Below are 13,735 nucleotides of genomic sequence, written 5' to 3'. Positions count from 1 at the left end.
TATATTTTTAACATAGAAGAGTCTTTAATGGTACATTTGTTGAGTCCAGAAAATGCTTACTCTGGTGTGAACCTGGTAATATTGCTTTGCCTAGTGCTTCTGTCAGCTGTTTTTTTCATCTGCTTTTCGGGCTTTGTTAAGTACAATATTGTCCTGAATATTTTGAAAAATGCTATGGGGACTCAACAAATACCGCCATCTATTGTTGTGAATCTATTAGCTGCCCTTTTAGCATTAAATAGTATTTGGGGAGATTTAGAACCAGGTTTGGAAAGAATTAAGCCATATTTTACTGATACGTATGATAAATCAATACCGATAATTGATCCTATTAGCGGATTAGGGCTTAGTAATAATGAACTGAGCAAATCAGGTGATGTGACTATGTATCATTTGGTTTCACGTATTGACGAATACTTCCCTGAAATAATAGCGAGAGCTGAACGTAAATCTCTGGAATTAGAAAAGTTATTTACTCTTCCCATAGCGTTTAATGATGGGAGTGGCAGTGTGCTTAAACCGTTGCTTGGGGGGCTAATACTGGATTTATACAAAGGGTTCGAATTGGGAATTAAACTCTATATGATATTTGTCAGTATAGATTTCTTGATTGCTGTTGTTCTTAGTGGTGTTGGTATGAGCATGTTATCGCCTACAGTCATATCAATACCGATTAAATTGGCTGTATTTTATTTTTCCGACGGCTGGACTATTTTGTTCAATACATTGGACGGATGATGGAAAATTTTCTCTTCCCCAGTTGGTTAAGCTATGCTGCCTTCTTTTTATTTCTGAAAATATATAATCCAACCCGATTGTTTCTTGACAATATAACGATCACTGCAATATCAATATTTTTTGCTGTTTATGTGAGTTCTCAGGATTGGGGAGGAGTACCAGACTACTTTTGGGTTGTTAGGGCTGTAGTATTTGCATTGTTTGTGTCAGTTCCTTTTTGGTTGGGTAGTATGGTTGGTAGTATTATTCAGCAACTTTTGTTACTCAATGAACAATCCGTTCAGGATAAACGGTTTACTGAAGAGTCTGAAGCATTAGCCAGGATGAGTGGTTTATTATTCGTTATGTATGCTTTGGATAACGGTGCGTTATTTACACCTATTATTAACTTACTAAATGGTGACATCAGTATTGGCACTGGAGAGTACAGTGATATGGATTTTCAACGACTGTACTTTTTAATCGTTGGTTATCTGAAAATGACGGCAATAGTGGCAAGTAAATATATGATTGTCATCATATCTATTTCGATTTGTGTGGTAATGGTAGATTTATTTTTTAAAAAATCCTCATTATCAATATTTGTTACTGCCGACCTAAAAACAATACTCGTGATTATCCTTTTAAATACATGGTTTTTTAATGACCAATTGTATCTATTCCAGAAAATGACCGGGGTTTCCAATGAATGAAATATCAATTCCTTCACTTCATTTTGCTATACCAAATGAGTCTTCAGATTTTCAGGAGATGATGACAAAAATAGGTCAAGAGGAGGAGTCAACTAAATTGGTATCAAATAAGTCGATAAAGCCTGATACAGATGATGAGATAATCCCTGATGAAGAGATGGCTGAAATTATAATTCAATATATGATAACTAATAATACAATTAAGATGTTAAAACAACATCAAGAAGCAATGAAGGAAATTTTAGATGAAGAGTAAGGCCGTATTTTTTTTCTTGCTATGCTTGATAAGCGCTACAGCTAATGCACAAGTTATGCTGAAAAAAGATGAAATGAACCTCAAAGAGGCTTTAATTGCTATTGCGAAGGATGAGCAATTAAAACTGGTAGATGGTCTGGATGATAAGACAAGTCGACAGCCGTTAACTCAGGTACTGAGAGGAGAAGGTACAGAATTATTGGCTAAACTTTCGGATGTCTATGATTTTGACTGGTATATTTATGGTGGGACGATAAGCGTACAGTCAGGGCAGTCTTATATAAATTATACCTATAAACCGAAGAATATATCTCCCGAAGTCCTGTTAACCGAGCTTGAATATGCTTTCCAAACTAATAGTACGATAAAGATAAAATTGATAGAAAGAGGAAACTCTTTGTTATTTTCCGGGCCTCGTAATTTTATCAATGATGTTCTGTCATATTCGAGCATGACAGATAACAATGAATTTTTGGAAAACGGTAATGACCTTGAAATTGCTAGGATAGAGTTTAACTATCTATCGGTTGTCGACCGTAATATCAATACCTTTGGTGGGTCGGTTAATTTCCCCGGGGCAGGTTCACTTATTTCTGGCGCTCTTTCAAATATGGGTCAGTTTGAAAACGTGAATGATGGTGAAATGTTGGAACGCGCCTATAAGGTAAAATTAAATGAGGGTGATAAGCAAAAATTAGAGGAGGCGGAAAAAACATCAAAAGTTCAAGTTATTCCCGGCACGAATGCCTTATTAGTACGTGGTACCCCGGGTGAAATTACATTAGCAAAACGCATTGCTTCGATGATTGATGTTAAAGGCAAGCAATTGATGTTTTCCCTGAAAGTGTATGATGTCGCTGCGGATAGAACAGAGCACTTTGGTGCCGACAGCTCAATGCTGAATGGTTCTACAGGAATATATGACATATTGACTCTGCCTTATTCAGCGACCAAGGATTTTTTAAATAACTTTCAGGCCATGTATAGTAATGGATTAGCACGAAGCGTTTATTCTACTAACCTACTTATATTGGAAAACCATCAAGGGCATTTTGGCAAGAAAGATACGATAACGGTGAATCTGGTTTCTAATAAAGAGGTCGAGAGCCTGAAGATAGAAGCGGATAATAGCCTTTATGTTACTGGTCGTGTACTTCCTTCCGGTGGTGTTCAGGCTAAGCTTGAATATATCGAGGAACACTTTGATGATGATAAAAGTAGTAACCAGAATGGCGTTTCCCAGCCGCCAAAGATCAGCTCGCAATCATTATCTTCAGAAGCATTTATTAAACCAAATGAAACGATTATTTTGGGCGGTTTTGATAATATAGAAACGTTATCTTCTGAATCAGGCGTGCCAGTTTTGTCGAGTATTCCGTTATTAGGTGAGATATTTAAGAATACCAAGTTAACGAAGCGTAAATACAAACGATATATTGCGGTTTCATTTCAGGTGATTGATTAATGTTGCAACGGTTTTTTAAAGTCAAAGAATCCTATCAGGATATGGTTATCTGCTATGTGAATATTGATACATTTGTGGGGCAGGAATGTCTGGTACATACCGTTGATGGGGAGCGCATCCGAGGGGAAATTATGAAAGTGGCCGGGCACCAGATAGAAATAAAACTACTACAACCGGGCACTGTTCTGCGTAATGGAAAAGTTGAAATTCCATCTCGTCGGTTTTGTTTCCCGATGAATGAAGATGCACTAATAGGGAAGGTCATTAATTGCTATGGTGAATCACTTTATGGTGATGCCTACCTTGAAATGAATAAGGAATATTTTGACTTACCTATTTCGATTGAACCTATTCCTTTGAAAAATCGGGCTTCAATTGAAAAAGTATTTCCGACCAAGTTGAAAATAATTGATGGCCTTTTTACTATCGGAGAAGGGCAGCGAGTAGGGTTGTTTGCCCCAGCAGGGGCAGGAAAAACCACGACTGTTTCTATTATGGCCAATAATATGGATGCAGATGTTGTCATCTTTGCCATGATTGGTGAGCGTGCTCGTGAAGTCGTTGAGTTTTTGGAAGGCGAAATAGGTCCAGAAGTCATTAGAAAAGCAATAACAATTGTGTCGACATCCGAAGCAAATCCATTAGAGAAAGTTCGTTCTGGTTTGGTCGCTGTTTCTATTGCCCGTTACTTTATGGAGCAAGGGAAAAAGGTAGTGCTTTATTTTGATTCTTTGACTCGTTTTGCCAGAGCTCAAGCAATGCTGGATGGAACTCCTATTCAGGGAGGAATACCTATCGGTGTTTCTCTCGCCTTGTCACGATTAGTTGAGAGTTGTGGTAATTCCGTTTATGGTTCGGTTACCGGTATTTTTACTGTGTTAATTGAAACTGATATTGATAGCGATCCTATTGCACATGAAGTTAAATCTTTAATTGATGGGCACCTGGTTTATTCAACGATGATTGCATCTACGGGAAGATATCCCGCAATAGATGTACTGAAAAGTAAAAGTCGATTGCAGAATAAGATTCAGGACAAACGTTATGTACAAATGTCTGAACGGATTAAAGATATGGTATATCGTTACTTTGATGTTGAATTATTGATTCGTGTAGGAGAATACGAGAAGGGTAACGATTTATTGACCGATAATGCAATAGAACTCTATCCAGAAATTATGAATTTTCTAAAGCAAGGGTATGAAGGGGTAGAGTATGAAGAAACCCTCCAAGAGATGGAAAGAATTCTGTCAGATTATTAGCATTATCGATATTGGAATTGGTAAGCAGCAAAGGAAATTAAAAAAACTTAATAAACAACATGATATGTTGAGAATGACGATTACCGATTACTGGCAAGATGTACAAACAGCACAAAATAAACTGAAAATGTTAAATATTGAAGATGAGGTTGATGCGCTAAAGTTTTTTTTTAGGCGCAGAGAGAATATTAGATCATTAATAGAATCTTTGGTATTTGATGTATCCGTCGTTCAGCAAGAGTTAGAAAAAATAGAAACAGAAATAGCAAAATCAGAGTCGGAAAAACTGAGGTTAGAGAAGCGGAAAGATGTATTGGATGAATTAAAAAAACAATTGACTTAGTGGGGCGGTAATGAAAATAGAGTTAATCAGTATAGATGAGCCTGAGTCTTTGAATTCGGATGATGCAGATCAGGGTTTTAAAAGTGTTCTTAAAGAAACAATGAATGATGTTAAATTTGTTAAAGAGATAAAACGAATGTCATCAATTCATAAAGATAAAAAAAGGAAGGTGAAAAAAAAAGAACCGGATAATCTTTGTTTTTCATCTTTCCAAGCCTCATCTAATTTACAGTTTAATGCTGACAGAGCGCCAACTAATGATAAAGTGAGTATAGGGGGGGAACTTTCACTGCAAGGATTAAGTGATAACGCTAGATTGGGTAAATATAATAAAGTTCTGCTAGGTAACACTCGAGTTCAGCGGGAAGGTTTCCAGACAGAATCTAATTTACGGTTTAATGTTGACAGAGCACCAACTAATAATAAAGTGAATATGGAGGGGAAACTTTCACCGCAGGGGTTAAGTGATAACGCTTATAATAAAGCTCTGCCAGGTAACACTCGAGTTCAGCGGGAAGGTTTCCAGACAGAATCTAATTTACGGTTTAATGCTGACAGAGCACCAACTAATAATAAAGTGAATATGGAGGGGAAACTTTCATCTCAGGGGTTAAGTGATAATGTTAGATTGGGTAAGTGCAATGAAGCCCTGCCATATAACACTCAAATTCAGCAAGAAGATTTCCAAACAGAAGATGTTTCTCAATACATTCATATTTTCTCCGACATAGTAAAAGAGAACCCATTATCATTACCCTATAAGTTCCAGCAGGGATTGCAGTATCTATCTATGGTGTCGTCAGAAAGGATAGTGAATTCATACGTTCCAAAGAATAATCAAATAAAGGGTGCTCAGGATTCTAACCATTGTGATAGGGTGGTTATTGGAGCAAGATTTGCTGCTGTAGAAGTGAGTGTTGGCCCTATGTTTAAAAATACTGGATATAAATCTAACTCATTGTGTTCGAATATTGATAATTTCGACAATAGTACTGGTTGGATTCAAGATTCATTACTAAATGAAAGTAGAAAATATACCTATTTAGCTAATCTGAAAAATTCACCTGCTGACGCATTTTATCGCAACCCGGTAGCTCGTAATTATCGTGTTTTCTTTAAAGGTATGCGCTATCTATTTAAAATAAGTGGAGATAAAGCATGGTTTAATGAGGGAGGCGAGGATGACTGCTCTTGATGTTGCGGCATTGTGTTTGAGTATTTTGAAGGATGGGGTTTTTATATTTTCTATCTGGTTTGTTATTACTGGTGTATCTGTTGGTCTATTACAAACTATATTCAGTGTACAAGATCCAGGGTTGCCATTAACTGCAAAGTTGATTGTACTTTTCATTCTTTTAACCCATGCCGGGAAAGATGTGTACGAACAGTTTCAATTATTATTTAGTGTTTTGTAACTTATTATTAACAAAAGTAAAGTTATAAGGAGAATTACGTTGAAAAATTTTAGAAATATTATTTCCAGAATTTTAATTGAGAAGTTAGGTTTGGATGCGGTGATGTTGTCACGGCTTGATGGCAATAAACCTGTTTGTATTGAACTAAACGGCGGGGCAGAGATATATATAACCTATGACGATGATTTTACATTACTCATGTTTATAGAAATACCAATTAAAGATTTTCGGGTTCTACAAATGAAATCATCACAAGTTATGGAGGTTTTTATAGCAGATGAGGAGTTACATATGAATGTGAAACAGAAAAAATTGGTTGTACTCACTCATCTGGATGCTGAAAGTAAAAATTTAGATGATAAATTGTTAGATAAATTAGTATCCTTTAATATTGTCTATGAGATCATTAATGGGTGAAGTAAGAGCTAAAATTGAGTATGTTTATTCACTCTGGAATAAACATGAATGTTAGTGAATTGAGATGGTTCTATTGGGTATACTGACTTGATTGAATTTTCCTTGAATAATAAAGATATTGTGAAAGTGGAAGGTTTTATTAAAAAGACAGTTTGAATAATGGTGAATTATCTCGATAAAAACTGGTCAGTAACAACAAGAAAGTAATAGGTAACCTGCCTTTTGGCGGGTTATTTGACGGACTGTGAATTCTACTGTTAGTACAGTTTTTCCATTCTAAATTTTGTGGTTTTGAGTGCAACCACTTCAAATGTCAAATGATACAAAGGAAAAATATCTTGGTTATGGCTATGACTAAGTAAGAGATATCACATTTTATGAGACTTTAATATGAATCTGAACTATGCGAAAAATTAGGAATATAAATCTATATAAATAATTTTTTTGAAATAAAAAACTATATTTTGTGTGATTTTCAATGCAACTTCCTTTCTTTAAGGTACTTGTGGCTGAATATGATGGCATGTGAAATAAAGTGCTACTTGATGAGGTTAGTTGAATAGTATCGTTGTGTAGAAGGCTTGGGGAGACGGACGTCATCTGCTCCCATTGGGAGGGAAGATCTTGTTGCTGAGATTTGTTTGAGCTCCTTATTGTATTGATTAGCCAGACATTTGGTGTGAATTTTAGAGGTGTTATAAAATGAAAGATTATGTTATTGGCCGGAATGTATTTTTTAACAGCTTAAAATGTAATATTTCATCTACTGTTCAGGAAATAACATTAGGAAGTAGGGAAGCAAGCCTGTTAGAGTTATTCTGTAAAAATCCAAATGAAGTGATTAATAAGACACAGATCCATGAATCAGTGTGGGGAGCAGTGATTGTTAATGAAACGTCGTTGACTAAGGCTGTTTCTAATCTTCGGAAAGCGTTATCTGGATTTGATGATTTGACTTGTGAAATAAAAACTATACCAAAAGAAGGATACATTTTTATCATTGGCGAAAAACTTGATAATTGGTGTATTAAAGAAAATTTGTTGCCTAAAGAAGTTAGCTTATCTTTTAGTCGTCAAGATAAAAAAATGGATGTCGTTTCTGATGAACTGAGCCTTCAAAATAGCATTTCTCCTGCGGTTAGTAAGTCGTTTTTAAATCTAGTATATATCGTTATTCTTTCATCCTTATTTTCATCAGTGATAACGACAGGATTAATCACATTTATCAGTCAGCGCTGAGATTACAGTGGTTTTGTAATAATACAGTCCTTATCCTTCAATGGAATAGGAACCTAATAAATCGAAATTATTTTTCTGGGAAACGTTAAAGTCATGAGTGATATATGTCGACTATCTGGTAAATTCAAATTTTTGAATCAAGATGAATTCTGAAGAATTCACTATACAAGCAGTTTCAGGCTGGTACTTTGGTGGTAAGTATGGTTGTGTTTTCAGACAGAGGATAATGAGTTAAAGATGAATGATTTTGAGATTGCGAGTATACGGAATGAGCAAGCGACTATTTTTGAAAAAACTTATAATAATGTAGGGGAAGGTTTTAAAGAGATATTTGATGTTTTGAACCAAGTCAATGCAAGTGGAGGGCATATAACAGTTACGGACACTTTCGCGCTTCAACAAGCTGTGTTCCAGTTTTCGATGTATCAGGAAATGGTCACAAAGGTAGCCTCTAAATCTGCAACAGCGGTCAATGATGTTATGAAGGCTCAGTGATGATACGTTTGAGAAATGTGATTCGTGGTTTTCTCTTTTTTTTGTTAGTAGGATGCCATGATAGCAGTGGAGTCTCTATTGCTATGTTTGAATCGGCAGATATTGCGAACAAAGTATTAGTGTTATTGAATCAATCTCAGATTAACGCCGAATTGGTTTCAACAAAAAATGGTTATTCTATTTTCGTTGATGAGACTCACGTTATGGAAGCAAGGACCTTACTATCAAGGTTTAATTTTTACTTTGAGACGGAGGATCTTAATGATTTGTTGGAATCAAAGTTTGCAAGTTTAAGCAAGTTAGAGAATATTAAAAGTAATCTGTTAGAAGGGAGAGAGATATACAATAAGCTGAATGTCGTACCTGATGTATTACGCTCTAATGTGATGGTTTCGGGTAGTGAAAGTAAAAGAGTCTCTGTTCTTATCATTAGTATTAAAGAATTAGATGCTACCAGTAAAAGTAGTATAGAAAAATTCTTGAAAGGCATTGTTTCTGAACGAGATATTCTAACCGTTGAATATTTAGTGCAATCGATAGTTGATGAAAAAATCTAAAAGACATTACTATAAAATTCTTCATTACTATTTGGTAAAGGGTTTTCTAAATGAGGAAGCATTTAACATTATTACTGAGTTAAGTGATGAAGAAATTGTTATGTGGTTTTCTTTGTCCAGAACCAGAGTGTCTAAGGTCATTGAGTTACTTTCACTCGTGGCTCAATATCAGAGAGCGAGGTTAAATTACACTGGGGTGGATTGGTTAGGTTATAGAAAAAAGCTGCTGCAGAATTATTATTTGTGGTCTGATGCGGCTTTTTTCAAAGAAATACCTGGAGGTTATACTTCGCAAGAGCTTGGTCTTATCGTGTTAGCGGCGGTTAATTGGCGTCAGGCAATTGTTTGGTCCTTAAGGCTGGGTGTTAAGTTACCAGAGGGGCGGGTTATAGTGGGGCGTCCCGAATATTTAAAATCTCTTATTTTGGGGATTACTGAAAATAATATTAAATAAAGGGAAAGATATACTTATATGAATCATCAGTTAAATGTAAAAAAAGATAATGATGTAAGTGATGATTTTGAGGTTTTTTTGGATTCTCTTGATGGAAAAAGGATAGAGAGAGAACTTGCGATATTAGCAAAATCAAATAAAATCACAATAAATCAACTTAAATCAATATACAATTTAGGCGTTAAGTTTTATGCTAATATGCAGCTAAAGGAAGCAGAGGCAGTATTTTTATCCTATTCAGTTCTTAGTCCCTATGATCATCGGGGGCCTGGTAGCCTTGCTTCTATCTATTTAGAAAAAGAAGAATTTAGAAAAGCGTTGGATTTATTAAATGTGTTGAAAACATATCCAACCTGTGATTTAGATGAAGTATTTGTAAATATTGCATTGTGTCACTATAAATTAAAAGAGTACGCAAATTCTAGCGCTGTATTTTATATTGTTAAACCAGAGAATTTAAGTGATTTTTATTGCAAACGTTATCAATTTTTACAGCAGCAGCTTAAGCCCTATATTGATACTTGAGAGATAAATATTTTGATTAACATCTTAAATACGCTGAATAGATCGTCTATTGAAATAGCTCCCTTATCTCAGGATGATGGTTCTGAAGGTCAGGAACTTTTAGTGATAAAACGCTCTGAAAACCAACTTGAAAAGGCTGACCAGAGTTTGGCGACAATGCCGAATGACGCCAATGCATCGGTGCTGGCAATGATAGCTACACAGCAAAAACAGGTGGTTCTGGCAATGTTGGGTGTCAATGCTGAACAAGCAATTGCTTTGGCATTAGCTAGCAGTATTGAGATTTACGCACAAAAATTAGAGTTCATACAAGGATGGACGAATGGTGGCGTAGAAATGTTTAAATCCAGCTTAATGCTGATGTTTGAAAATAAAAAAGCTGATGGGGTTCAGTCAACTGATCTGGAGGACTTATTCCAGCTGGCGTTACTCGAGATTATGTGTAATCCACAAGAGTATGGGTTGGAAAATTGGTACGAGAAGAATAAAGTAGATATTAGTCATATATTGGAAAGTACAGGTAGTGGCAGCCATTCCTTGCATGAGACGAATTGGAACACCCCACAAAAGCTTGGTGCTGTGGTGGTTAAACTTTATGACAGCATCATGAGCAATGGCAATATTCCTTCTGACTCATTTCTCGGTCAAATTATGCAAGAGCTGGCGAAGGCCGGTGGGGGACAAGCAATATCCAATCAGATCGTCAGTGGATGGGCGGATGATTATGGATGGTGGGTTAATCGCAATGGCCTTGGATCTACAGAAATCAGCCCTATGCTCAGACTGTTTCTCTTGAGTTCGTTGTTGGAAACTAAAGAAATGAGCCAGGAATCTGTTGAGCTTATTCTAACGGGATCTGTGGACGAAATAGATGCATTCGTTGCTTCAGAATTTGATGGGCAAGAGGGTAAATATAAGAGTGCATCATTGCAGTGGCTTATTGATCATGCTAATTGGCAGATACAAGATAAACATAATACCGACCAGATCGATTGGATAGGTGATGGGATCGAGATTAAAGAGCTGACAAAATTATATAGCGAATTCCCTGGTAGAGAGTTATCGGAAGATGAATTAGAAGAAATTAATCGTATTGGCGATCAGGTGAAAATGATTCAACAAACACTCAAATATTGGCTTCAGATCTGCAAGGATGAGCAATTAGCAATGGCTCGTAACATTTGATAAAAAATTAAACAGATGAATGTTTAGACTTTCTAAAACATGACTGGGTGCTATTATCCAACACCACATTTGATAACGTCGTTTTATGATGATAATTTAATGCTGATATTTATAATAATGAGAATTAAGAAATAGATGAGATGTGATGAATACATTTGAAAATGTATTCAACCAGTAGCTGGTTGTGGTTTTTATAAATGTTTTATTACATGTTAATTGTATGATTAAGTTTTATTTTTGAATCGCAGAATGTAAATTATTTATTGTGATTTTTATCAGTTTAAACATCAGAAAATTAGAACGTAGACTAATAGGAAAATATTAATGATTCACACTTTATATCCTTCTAGTAGGGCGTCAAATGAAATAGTTCCCTTTGATCATAATGACGATGCTAAAGGCCAAAAGCAGTTGGCCATGAATAACATAAAAATTATAGAAAGTTCTGAAAGCCAACGTGAAAAGATTGACCAGCGTTTAGCGACAATGTCGAATGACGCCAATGCATCGGTGCTGGCAATGATAGCTACACAGCAAAAACAAGTTGTATTGGCAATGTTGGGCGTCAATGCTGAACAGGCAATTGCTCTGGCATTAGCTAGCAGTATTGAGATTTACGCGCAAAAATTAGAACGCATACAAGGGTGGACTAATGGTGGCGTAGAAATGTTTAGATCCAGCTTAATGTTGATGTTTGACAATATAAAAGCCGATGGGGTTCAGCCAACTGATCTGGAGGATTTATTCCAGCTGGCGTTACTTGAGATTATGTGTAATCCACAAGAGTATGGGCTGGAAAGTTGGTACGATAAGAATAAAGAAGATATTAGCCATTTATTGGAAAGTACAGGTAGTGGCAGTCATTCACTGCATGAAGAGAAATGGAACAGCCCAGAAAAGCTTGGTGCTGTGGTGGTTAAACTTTATGACGGCATCATGAAAAATGGCAATATTCCTTCTGGCTCATTTCTCGATCAAGTTATGCAAGAATTGGAGAAGGCCGGTGGAGGACAAGCAATATCTAATCAGATTATTAAAGGGTGGGGAGATGAATATGGATGGTGGCTTAACAAGGGCAGTGGAAATATAAATATTAACGATCCTACTTCTGCCACAGTAATAAGCCCTATGCTTAGATTGTTTCTTTTAAGTTCTTTGCTTGAAAATCAAAGTATGAGCAAGGAAGAGGTTGAACTGATATTGACTGGAAGTCTGAAAGACGTCGATAAATTCGTTAAAGATAAATTTGAATTAGATGATAAAGACGTCAAATATTCTAGTGCTTCTTTAAACTGGCTTGAAGCAAAAACAACCTGGCGGATGTTGCCAGACGGTCGTCTTGATTGGCTTGGTAGCGGTATAGATCTTAATGATTTGGTTAATTTATATAGTAATTTCCCTGGTAGAGAGCTATCGGAAGATGAATTAGAAGAAATTAACCGTATTGGTGATCAGGTGAAAATGATTCAGCAAACACTCAAATATTGGCTTCAGATCTGCAAGGATGAGCAGTTAGCAATAGCTCGTAATATCTGATAAGAAATTAAAAATATCACTTCTGAGATTTATTCTCAGTGTTACGGAGTTCGTGTTCTTTTGATTGAAACGAACTCCATTTACCAGGCCCGTATGGAGGTTAAATGACTAGCATCAATGCTATTTCTGATGTCGGATATATCCGCACGGAAGAAAATAAAGAGCAGCCTGAGCTGCAAAAATCAGGGCAAAAAGGTTTGCAACCATCAGCTTCTCCATCACAGCCTTTGCCAGGCAGCACACTATCGGAGAATGCATTGTGGCGAATGATTGCTGAGGCGGCTAAGACATTGGCTAATGGAATGTCTGGCACAGCGAAAGAAAATTCAGAAGCTAAGAAGGCGTTGATTGCAACATTAAAGGATGCACAAATCGCGCAATTGAATGAGCGTATGCAGAAATTGGAAGAGCAGGCAGCGGCCGAGAAGAAAAAAGGTTTTTGGGGCAAGCTTGGAATGGCCCTTGGCTTTATTGCTGCTATTGTCATGGCCCCCTTTAATCCGGTTATGGCCGCAGTGATGATCGGTACCATGGTCGCAGCAATCGTCGTGCCTAAGGTTGTAGATAAAATTCTTGAGGCTTGCGGTGTTGATGAAAAAATCCGCAATTGGGTAAATGTCTCATTAGAAGTGATCATTGGCATCGTGGGGGCAGTGTTGAGTTTTAACCCAGGCAATATCTTAGCTTCTGCGAGTAAAACTATCGCCAGTACGACGGCTAAAGCCGTTGAACTGGTTGAGAAAGCCATGAATGTGCTTAAATCCTTTAAAGCGTTCAACACTATTGCGGGAAAAGCACAGAATATTATTAATAAAGCACTAAAGTTGCTGGAACCTTTATTTGCGAAAATACAAGAGTTTGCCAAAGGTGGTAAATTGGCAGCAGCGAGAATTGGTCAGGTAACATCCGCTTCATCCGATGTTGTTTCTGTGGTCGGAAGTGGTTATGCCATCAAATCTGCCTCAGTAATGAAAGATCTTGAGGTTAGTAAGGCTGAACAAGAAGAGATGGAAGCCCGCTTTCAGCAACTTCAAATTATGTTAAGTACGGCGATGAAAGCATTGACGAAATCGTTTGAATCTCTTTTCAAAATCAAAAGTGATGAACGTGAGTTTAGTCAAAAGATGCTGAGTATACATTTATAAAAAGGAAATGA

17 protein-coding genes are annotated in these 13,735 nt (G+C 36.6%); all 17 read left to right on the top strand.

The window, feature by feature from the left end; translation table 11 throughout:
• The first annotated feature begins 39 nt into the window (after window positions 1–39).
• The 17 genes from BDD30_RS07495 (at window position 40) to BDD30_RS07415 (ending at window position 13,724) form a co-directional block, all read left to right on the top strand.
• Window positions 40–738 (top strand): EscR/YscR/HrcR family type III secretion system export apparatus protein, encoded by a 699-nt coding sequence (locus BDD30_RS07495; protein WP_249039923.1) that lies wholly within the window; start codon window positions 40–42, stop codon window positions 736–738.
• Complete coding sequence (locus BDD30_RS07490; RefSeq protein WP_041382370.1) at window positions 738–1,430, top strand: hypothetical protein; 693 nt, start codon at window positions 738–740, stop codon at window positions 1,428–1,430. The genes BDD30_RS07495 and BDD30_RS07490 overlap by 1 nt, the downstream gene beginning before the upstream one ends.
• Window positions 1,423–1,686 carry a hypothetical protein gene (locus BDD30_RS07485; protein ID WP_015835589.1) on the top strand — a complete coding sequence of 88 codons (264 nt, stop codon included), beginning with the start codon at window positions 1,423–1,425 and terminating at the stop codon, window positions 1,684–1,686. Before BDD30_RS07490 ends, BDD30_RS07485 begins: the two co-directional genes overlap by 8 nt.
• Window positions 1,676–3,151 (top strand): secretin N-terminal domain-containing protein, encoded by a 1,476-nt coding sequence (locus BDD30_RS07480; RefSeq protein ID WP_015835588.1) that lies wholly within the window; start codon window positions 1,676–1,678, stop codon window positions 3,149–3,151. The genes BDD30_RS07485 and BDD30_RS07480 overlap by 11 nt, the downstream gene beginning before the upstream one ends.
• Window positions 3,151–4,413, top strand: coding sequence for a type III secretion system ATPase VscN2 (vscN2, locus tag BDD30_RS07475; RefSeq protein WP_041382367.1), 1,263 nt, complete (start codon window positions 3,151–3,153; stop codon window positions 4,411–4,413). The genes BDD30_RS07480 and vscN2 overlap by 1 nt, the downstream gene beginning before the upstream one ends.
• Window positions 4,367–4,756, top strand: a complete 390-nt coding sequence (locus BDD30_RS07470; RefSeq protein ID WP_041382365.1) for a hypothetical protein — start codon at window positions 4,367–4,369, stop codon at window positions 4,754–4,756. The genes vscN2 and BDD30_RS07470 overlap by 47 nt, the downstream gene beginning before the upstream one ends.
• Window positions 4,757–4,766: 10 nt before the next feature.
• Complete coding sequence (locus tag BDD30_RS07465) at window positions 4,767–5,951, top strand: hypothetical protein (RefSeq protein ID WP_015835585.1); 1,185 nt, start codon at window positions 4,767–4,769, stop codon at window positions 5,949–5,951.
• Window positions 5,938–6,171 carry a flagellar biosynthetic protein FliQ gene (locus tag BDD30_RS07460; protein WP_015835584.1) on the top strand — a complete coding sequence of 78 codons (234 nt, stop codon included), beginning with the start codon at window positions 5,938–5,940 and terminating at the stop codon, window positions 6,169–6,171. Before BDD30_RS07465 ends, BDD30_RS07460 begins: the two co-directional genes overlap by 14 nt.
• Before the next feature lie 39 nt (window positions 6,172–6,210).
• The gene (locus BDD30_RS07455) at window positions 6,211–6,588 is read left to right on the top strand and encodes a hypothetical protein (RefSeq protein ID WP_015835583.1); all 378 of its coding nucleotides are present in this window, start codon (window positions 6,211–6,213) and stop codon (window positions 6,586–6,588) included.
• Between the two features lie 702 nt (window positions 6,589–7,290).
• Window positions 7,291–7,827 carry a winged helix-turn-helix domain-containing protein gene (locus BDD30_RS07450; protein ID WP_015835582.1) on the top strand — a complete coding sequence of 179 codons (537 nt, stop codon included), beginning with the start codon at window positions 7,291–7,293 and terminating at the stop codon, window positions 7,825–7,827.
• A gap of 237 nt (window positions 7,828–8,064) precedes the next feature.
• Window positions 8,065–8,322, top strand: a complete 258-nt coding sequence (locus BDD30_RS07445) for a hypothetical protein (RefSeq protein ID WP_015835581.1) — start codon at window positions 8,065–8,067, stop codon at window positions 8,320–8,322.
• The gene (locus BDD30_RS07440) at window positions 8,322–8,879 is read left to right on the top strand and encodes a type III secretion protein (protein ID WP_015835580.1); all 558 of its coding nucleotides are present in this window, start codon (window positions 8,322–8,324) and stop codon (window positions 8,877–8,879) included. The genes BDD30_RS07445 and BDD30_RS07440 overlap by 1 nt, the downstream gene beginning before the upstream one ends.
• A complete protein-coding gene (locus tag BDD30_RS07435) occupies window positions 8,866–9,333 on the top strand; it encodes a hypothetical protein (RefSeq protein WP_015835579.1) in 468 nt (155 codons plus the stop codon). The genes BDD30_RS07440 and BDD30_RS07435 overlap by 14 nt, the downstream gene beginning before the upstream one ends.
• Before the next feature lie 18 nt (window positions 9,334–9,351).
• Window positions 9,352–9,858 (top strand): hypothetical protein, encoded by a 507-nt coding sequence (locus BDD30_RS07430; RefSeq protein ID WP_015835578.1) that lies wholly within the window; start codon window positions 9,352–9,354, stop codon window positions 9,856–9,858.
• 102 nt (window positions 9,859–9,960) lie between these two features.
• Window positions 9,961–11,043 (top strand): hypothetical protein, encoded by a 1,083-nt coding sequence (locus BDD30_RS07425; protein ID WP_249039922.1) that lies wholly within the window; start codon window positions 9,961–9,963, stop codon window positions 11,041–11,043.
• A 324-nt stretch (window positions 11,044–11,367) separates the two neighbouring features.
• Entirely contained in the window at window positions 11,368–12,579 is a 1,212-nt protein-coding gene (locus BDD30_RS07420) for a hypothetical protein (RefSeq protein ID WP_015835576.1), read from the top strand.
• Window positions 12,580–12,683: 104 nt separating this feature from the next.
• A complete protein-coding gene (locus tag BDD30_RS07415; RefSeq protein ID WP_015835575.1) occupies window positions 12,684–13,724 on the top strand; it encodes a hypothetical protein in 1,041 nt (346 codons plus the stop codon).
• Window positions 13,725–13,735 lie beyond the last annotated feature (11 nt).

It is taken from the genome of Photorhabdus asymbiotica (genome assembly GCF_003634575.1).
In the GTDB taxonomy this organism is placed as follows: domain Bacteria; phylum Pseudomonadota; class Gammaproteobacteria; order Enterobacterales; family Enterobacteriaceae; genus Photorhabdus; species Photorhabdus asymbiotica.
This window is presented reverse-complemented; position numbering and strand designations above follow the sequence as displayed.

Bases quoted from the DNA above. Each gene is read 5' to 3' on its own strand.
- BDD30_RS07480 (WP_015835588.1), top strand. From the start codon at position 1,676: ATGAAGAGTAAGGCCGTATTTTTTTTCTTGCTATGCTTGATAAGCGCT.
- BDD30_RS07460 (WP_015835584.1), top strand. From the start codon at position 5,938: ATGACTGCTCTTGATGTTGCGGCATTGTGTTTGAGTATTTTGAAGGAT.
- vscN2 (WP_041382367.1), top strand. From the start codon at position 3,151: ATGTTGCAACGGTTTTTTAAAGTCAAAGAATCCTATCAGGATATGGTT.
- BDD30_RS07440 (WP_015835580.1), top strand. From the start codon at position 8,322: ATGATACGTTTGAGAAATGTGATTCGTGGTTTTCTCTTTTTTTTGTTA.
- BDD30_RS07430 (WP_015835578.1), top strand. From the start codon at position 9,352: ATGAATCATCAGTTAAATGTAAAAAAAGATAATGATGTAAGTGATGAT.
- BDD30_RS07470 (WP_041382365.1), top strand. From the start codon at position 4,367: ATGAAGAAACCCTCCAAGAGATGGAAAGAATTCTGTCAGATTATTAGC.
- BDD30_RS07445 (WP_015835581.1), top strand. From the start codon at position 8,065: ATGAATGATTTTGAGATTGCGAGTATACGGAATGAGCAAGCGACTATT.
- BDD30_RS07450 (WP_015835582.1), top strand. From the start codon at position 7,291: ATGAAAGATTATGTTATTGGCCGGAATGTATTTTTTAACAGCTTAAAA.
- BDD30_RS07485 (WP_015835589.1), top strand. From the start codon at position 1,423: ATGAATGAAATATCAATTCCTTCACTTCATTTTGCTATACCAAATGAG.
- BDD30_RS07415 (WP_015835575.1), top strand. From the start codon at position 12,684: ATGACTAGCATCAATGCTATTTCTGATGTCGGATATATCCGCACGGAA.
- BDD30_RS07490 (WP_041382370.1), top strand. From the start codon at position 738: ATGGAAAATTTTCTCTTCCCCAGTTGGTTAAGCTATGCTGCCTTCTTT.
- BDD30_RS07465 (WP_015835585.1), top strand. From the start codon at position 4,767: ATGAAAATAGAGTTAATCAGTATAGATGAGCCTGAGTCTTTGAATTCG.
- BDD30_RS07420 (WP_015835576.1), top strand. From the start codon at position 11,368: ATGATTCACACTTTATATCCTTCTAGTAGGGCGTCAAATGAAATAGTT.
- BDD30_RS07435 (WP_015835579.1), top strand. From the start codon at position 8,866: ATGAAAAAATCTAAAAGACATTACTATAAAATTCTTCATTACTATTTG.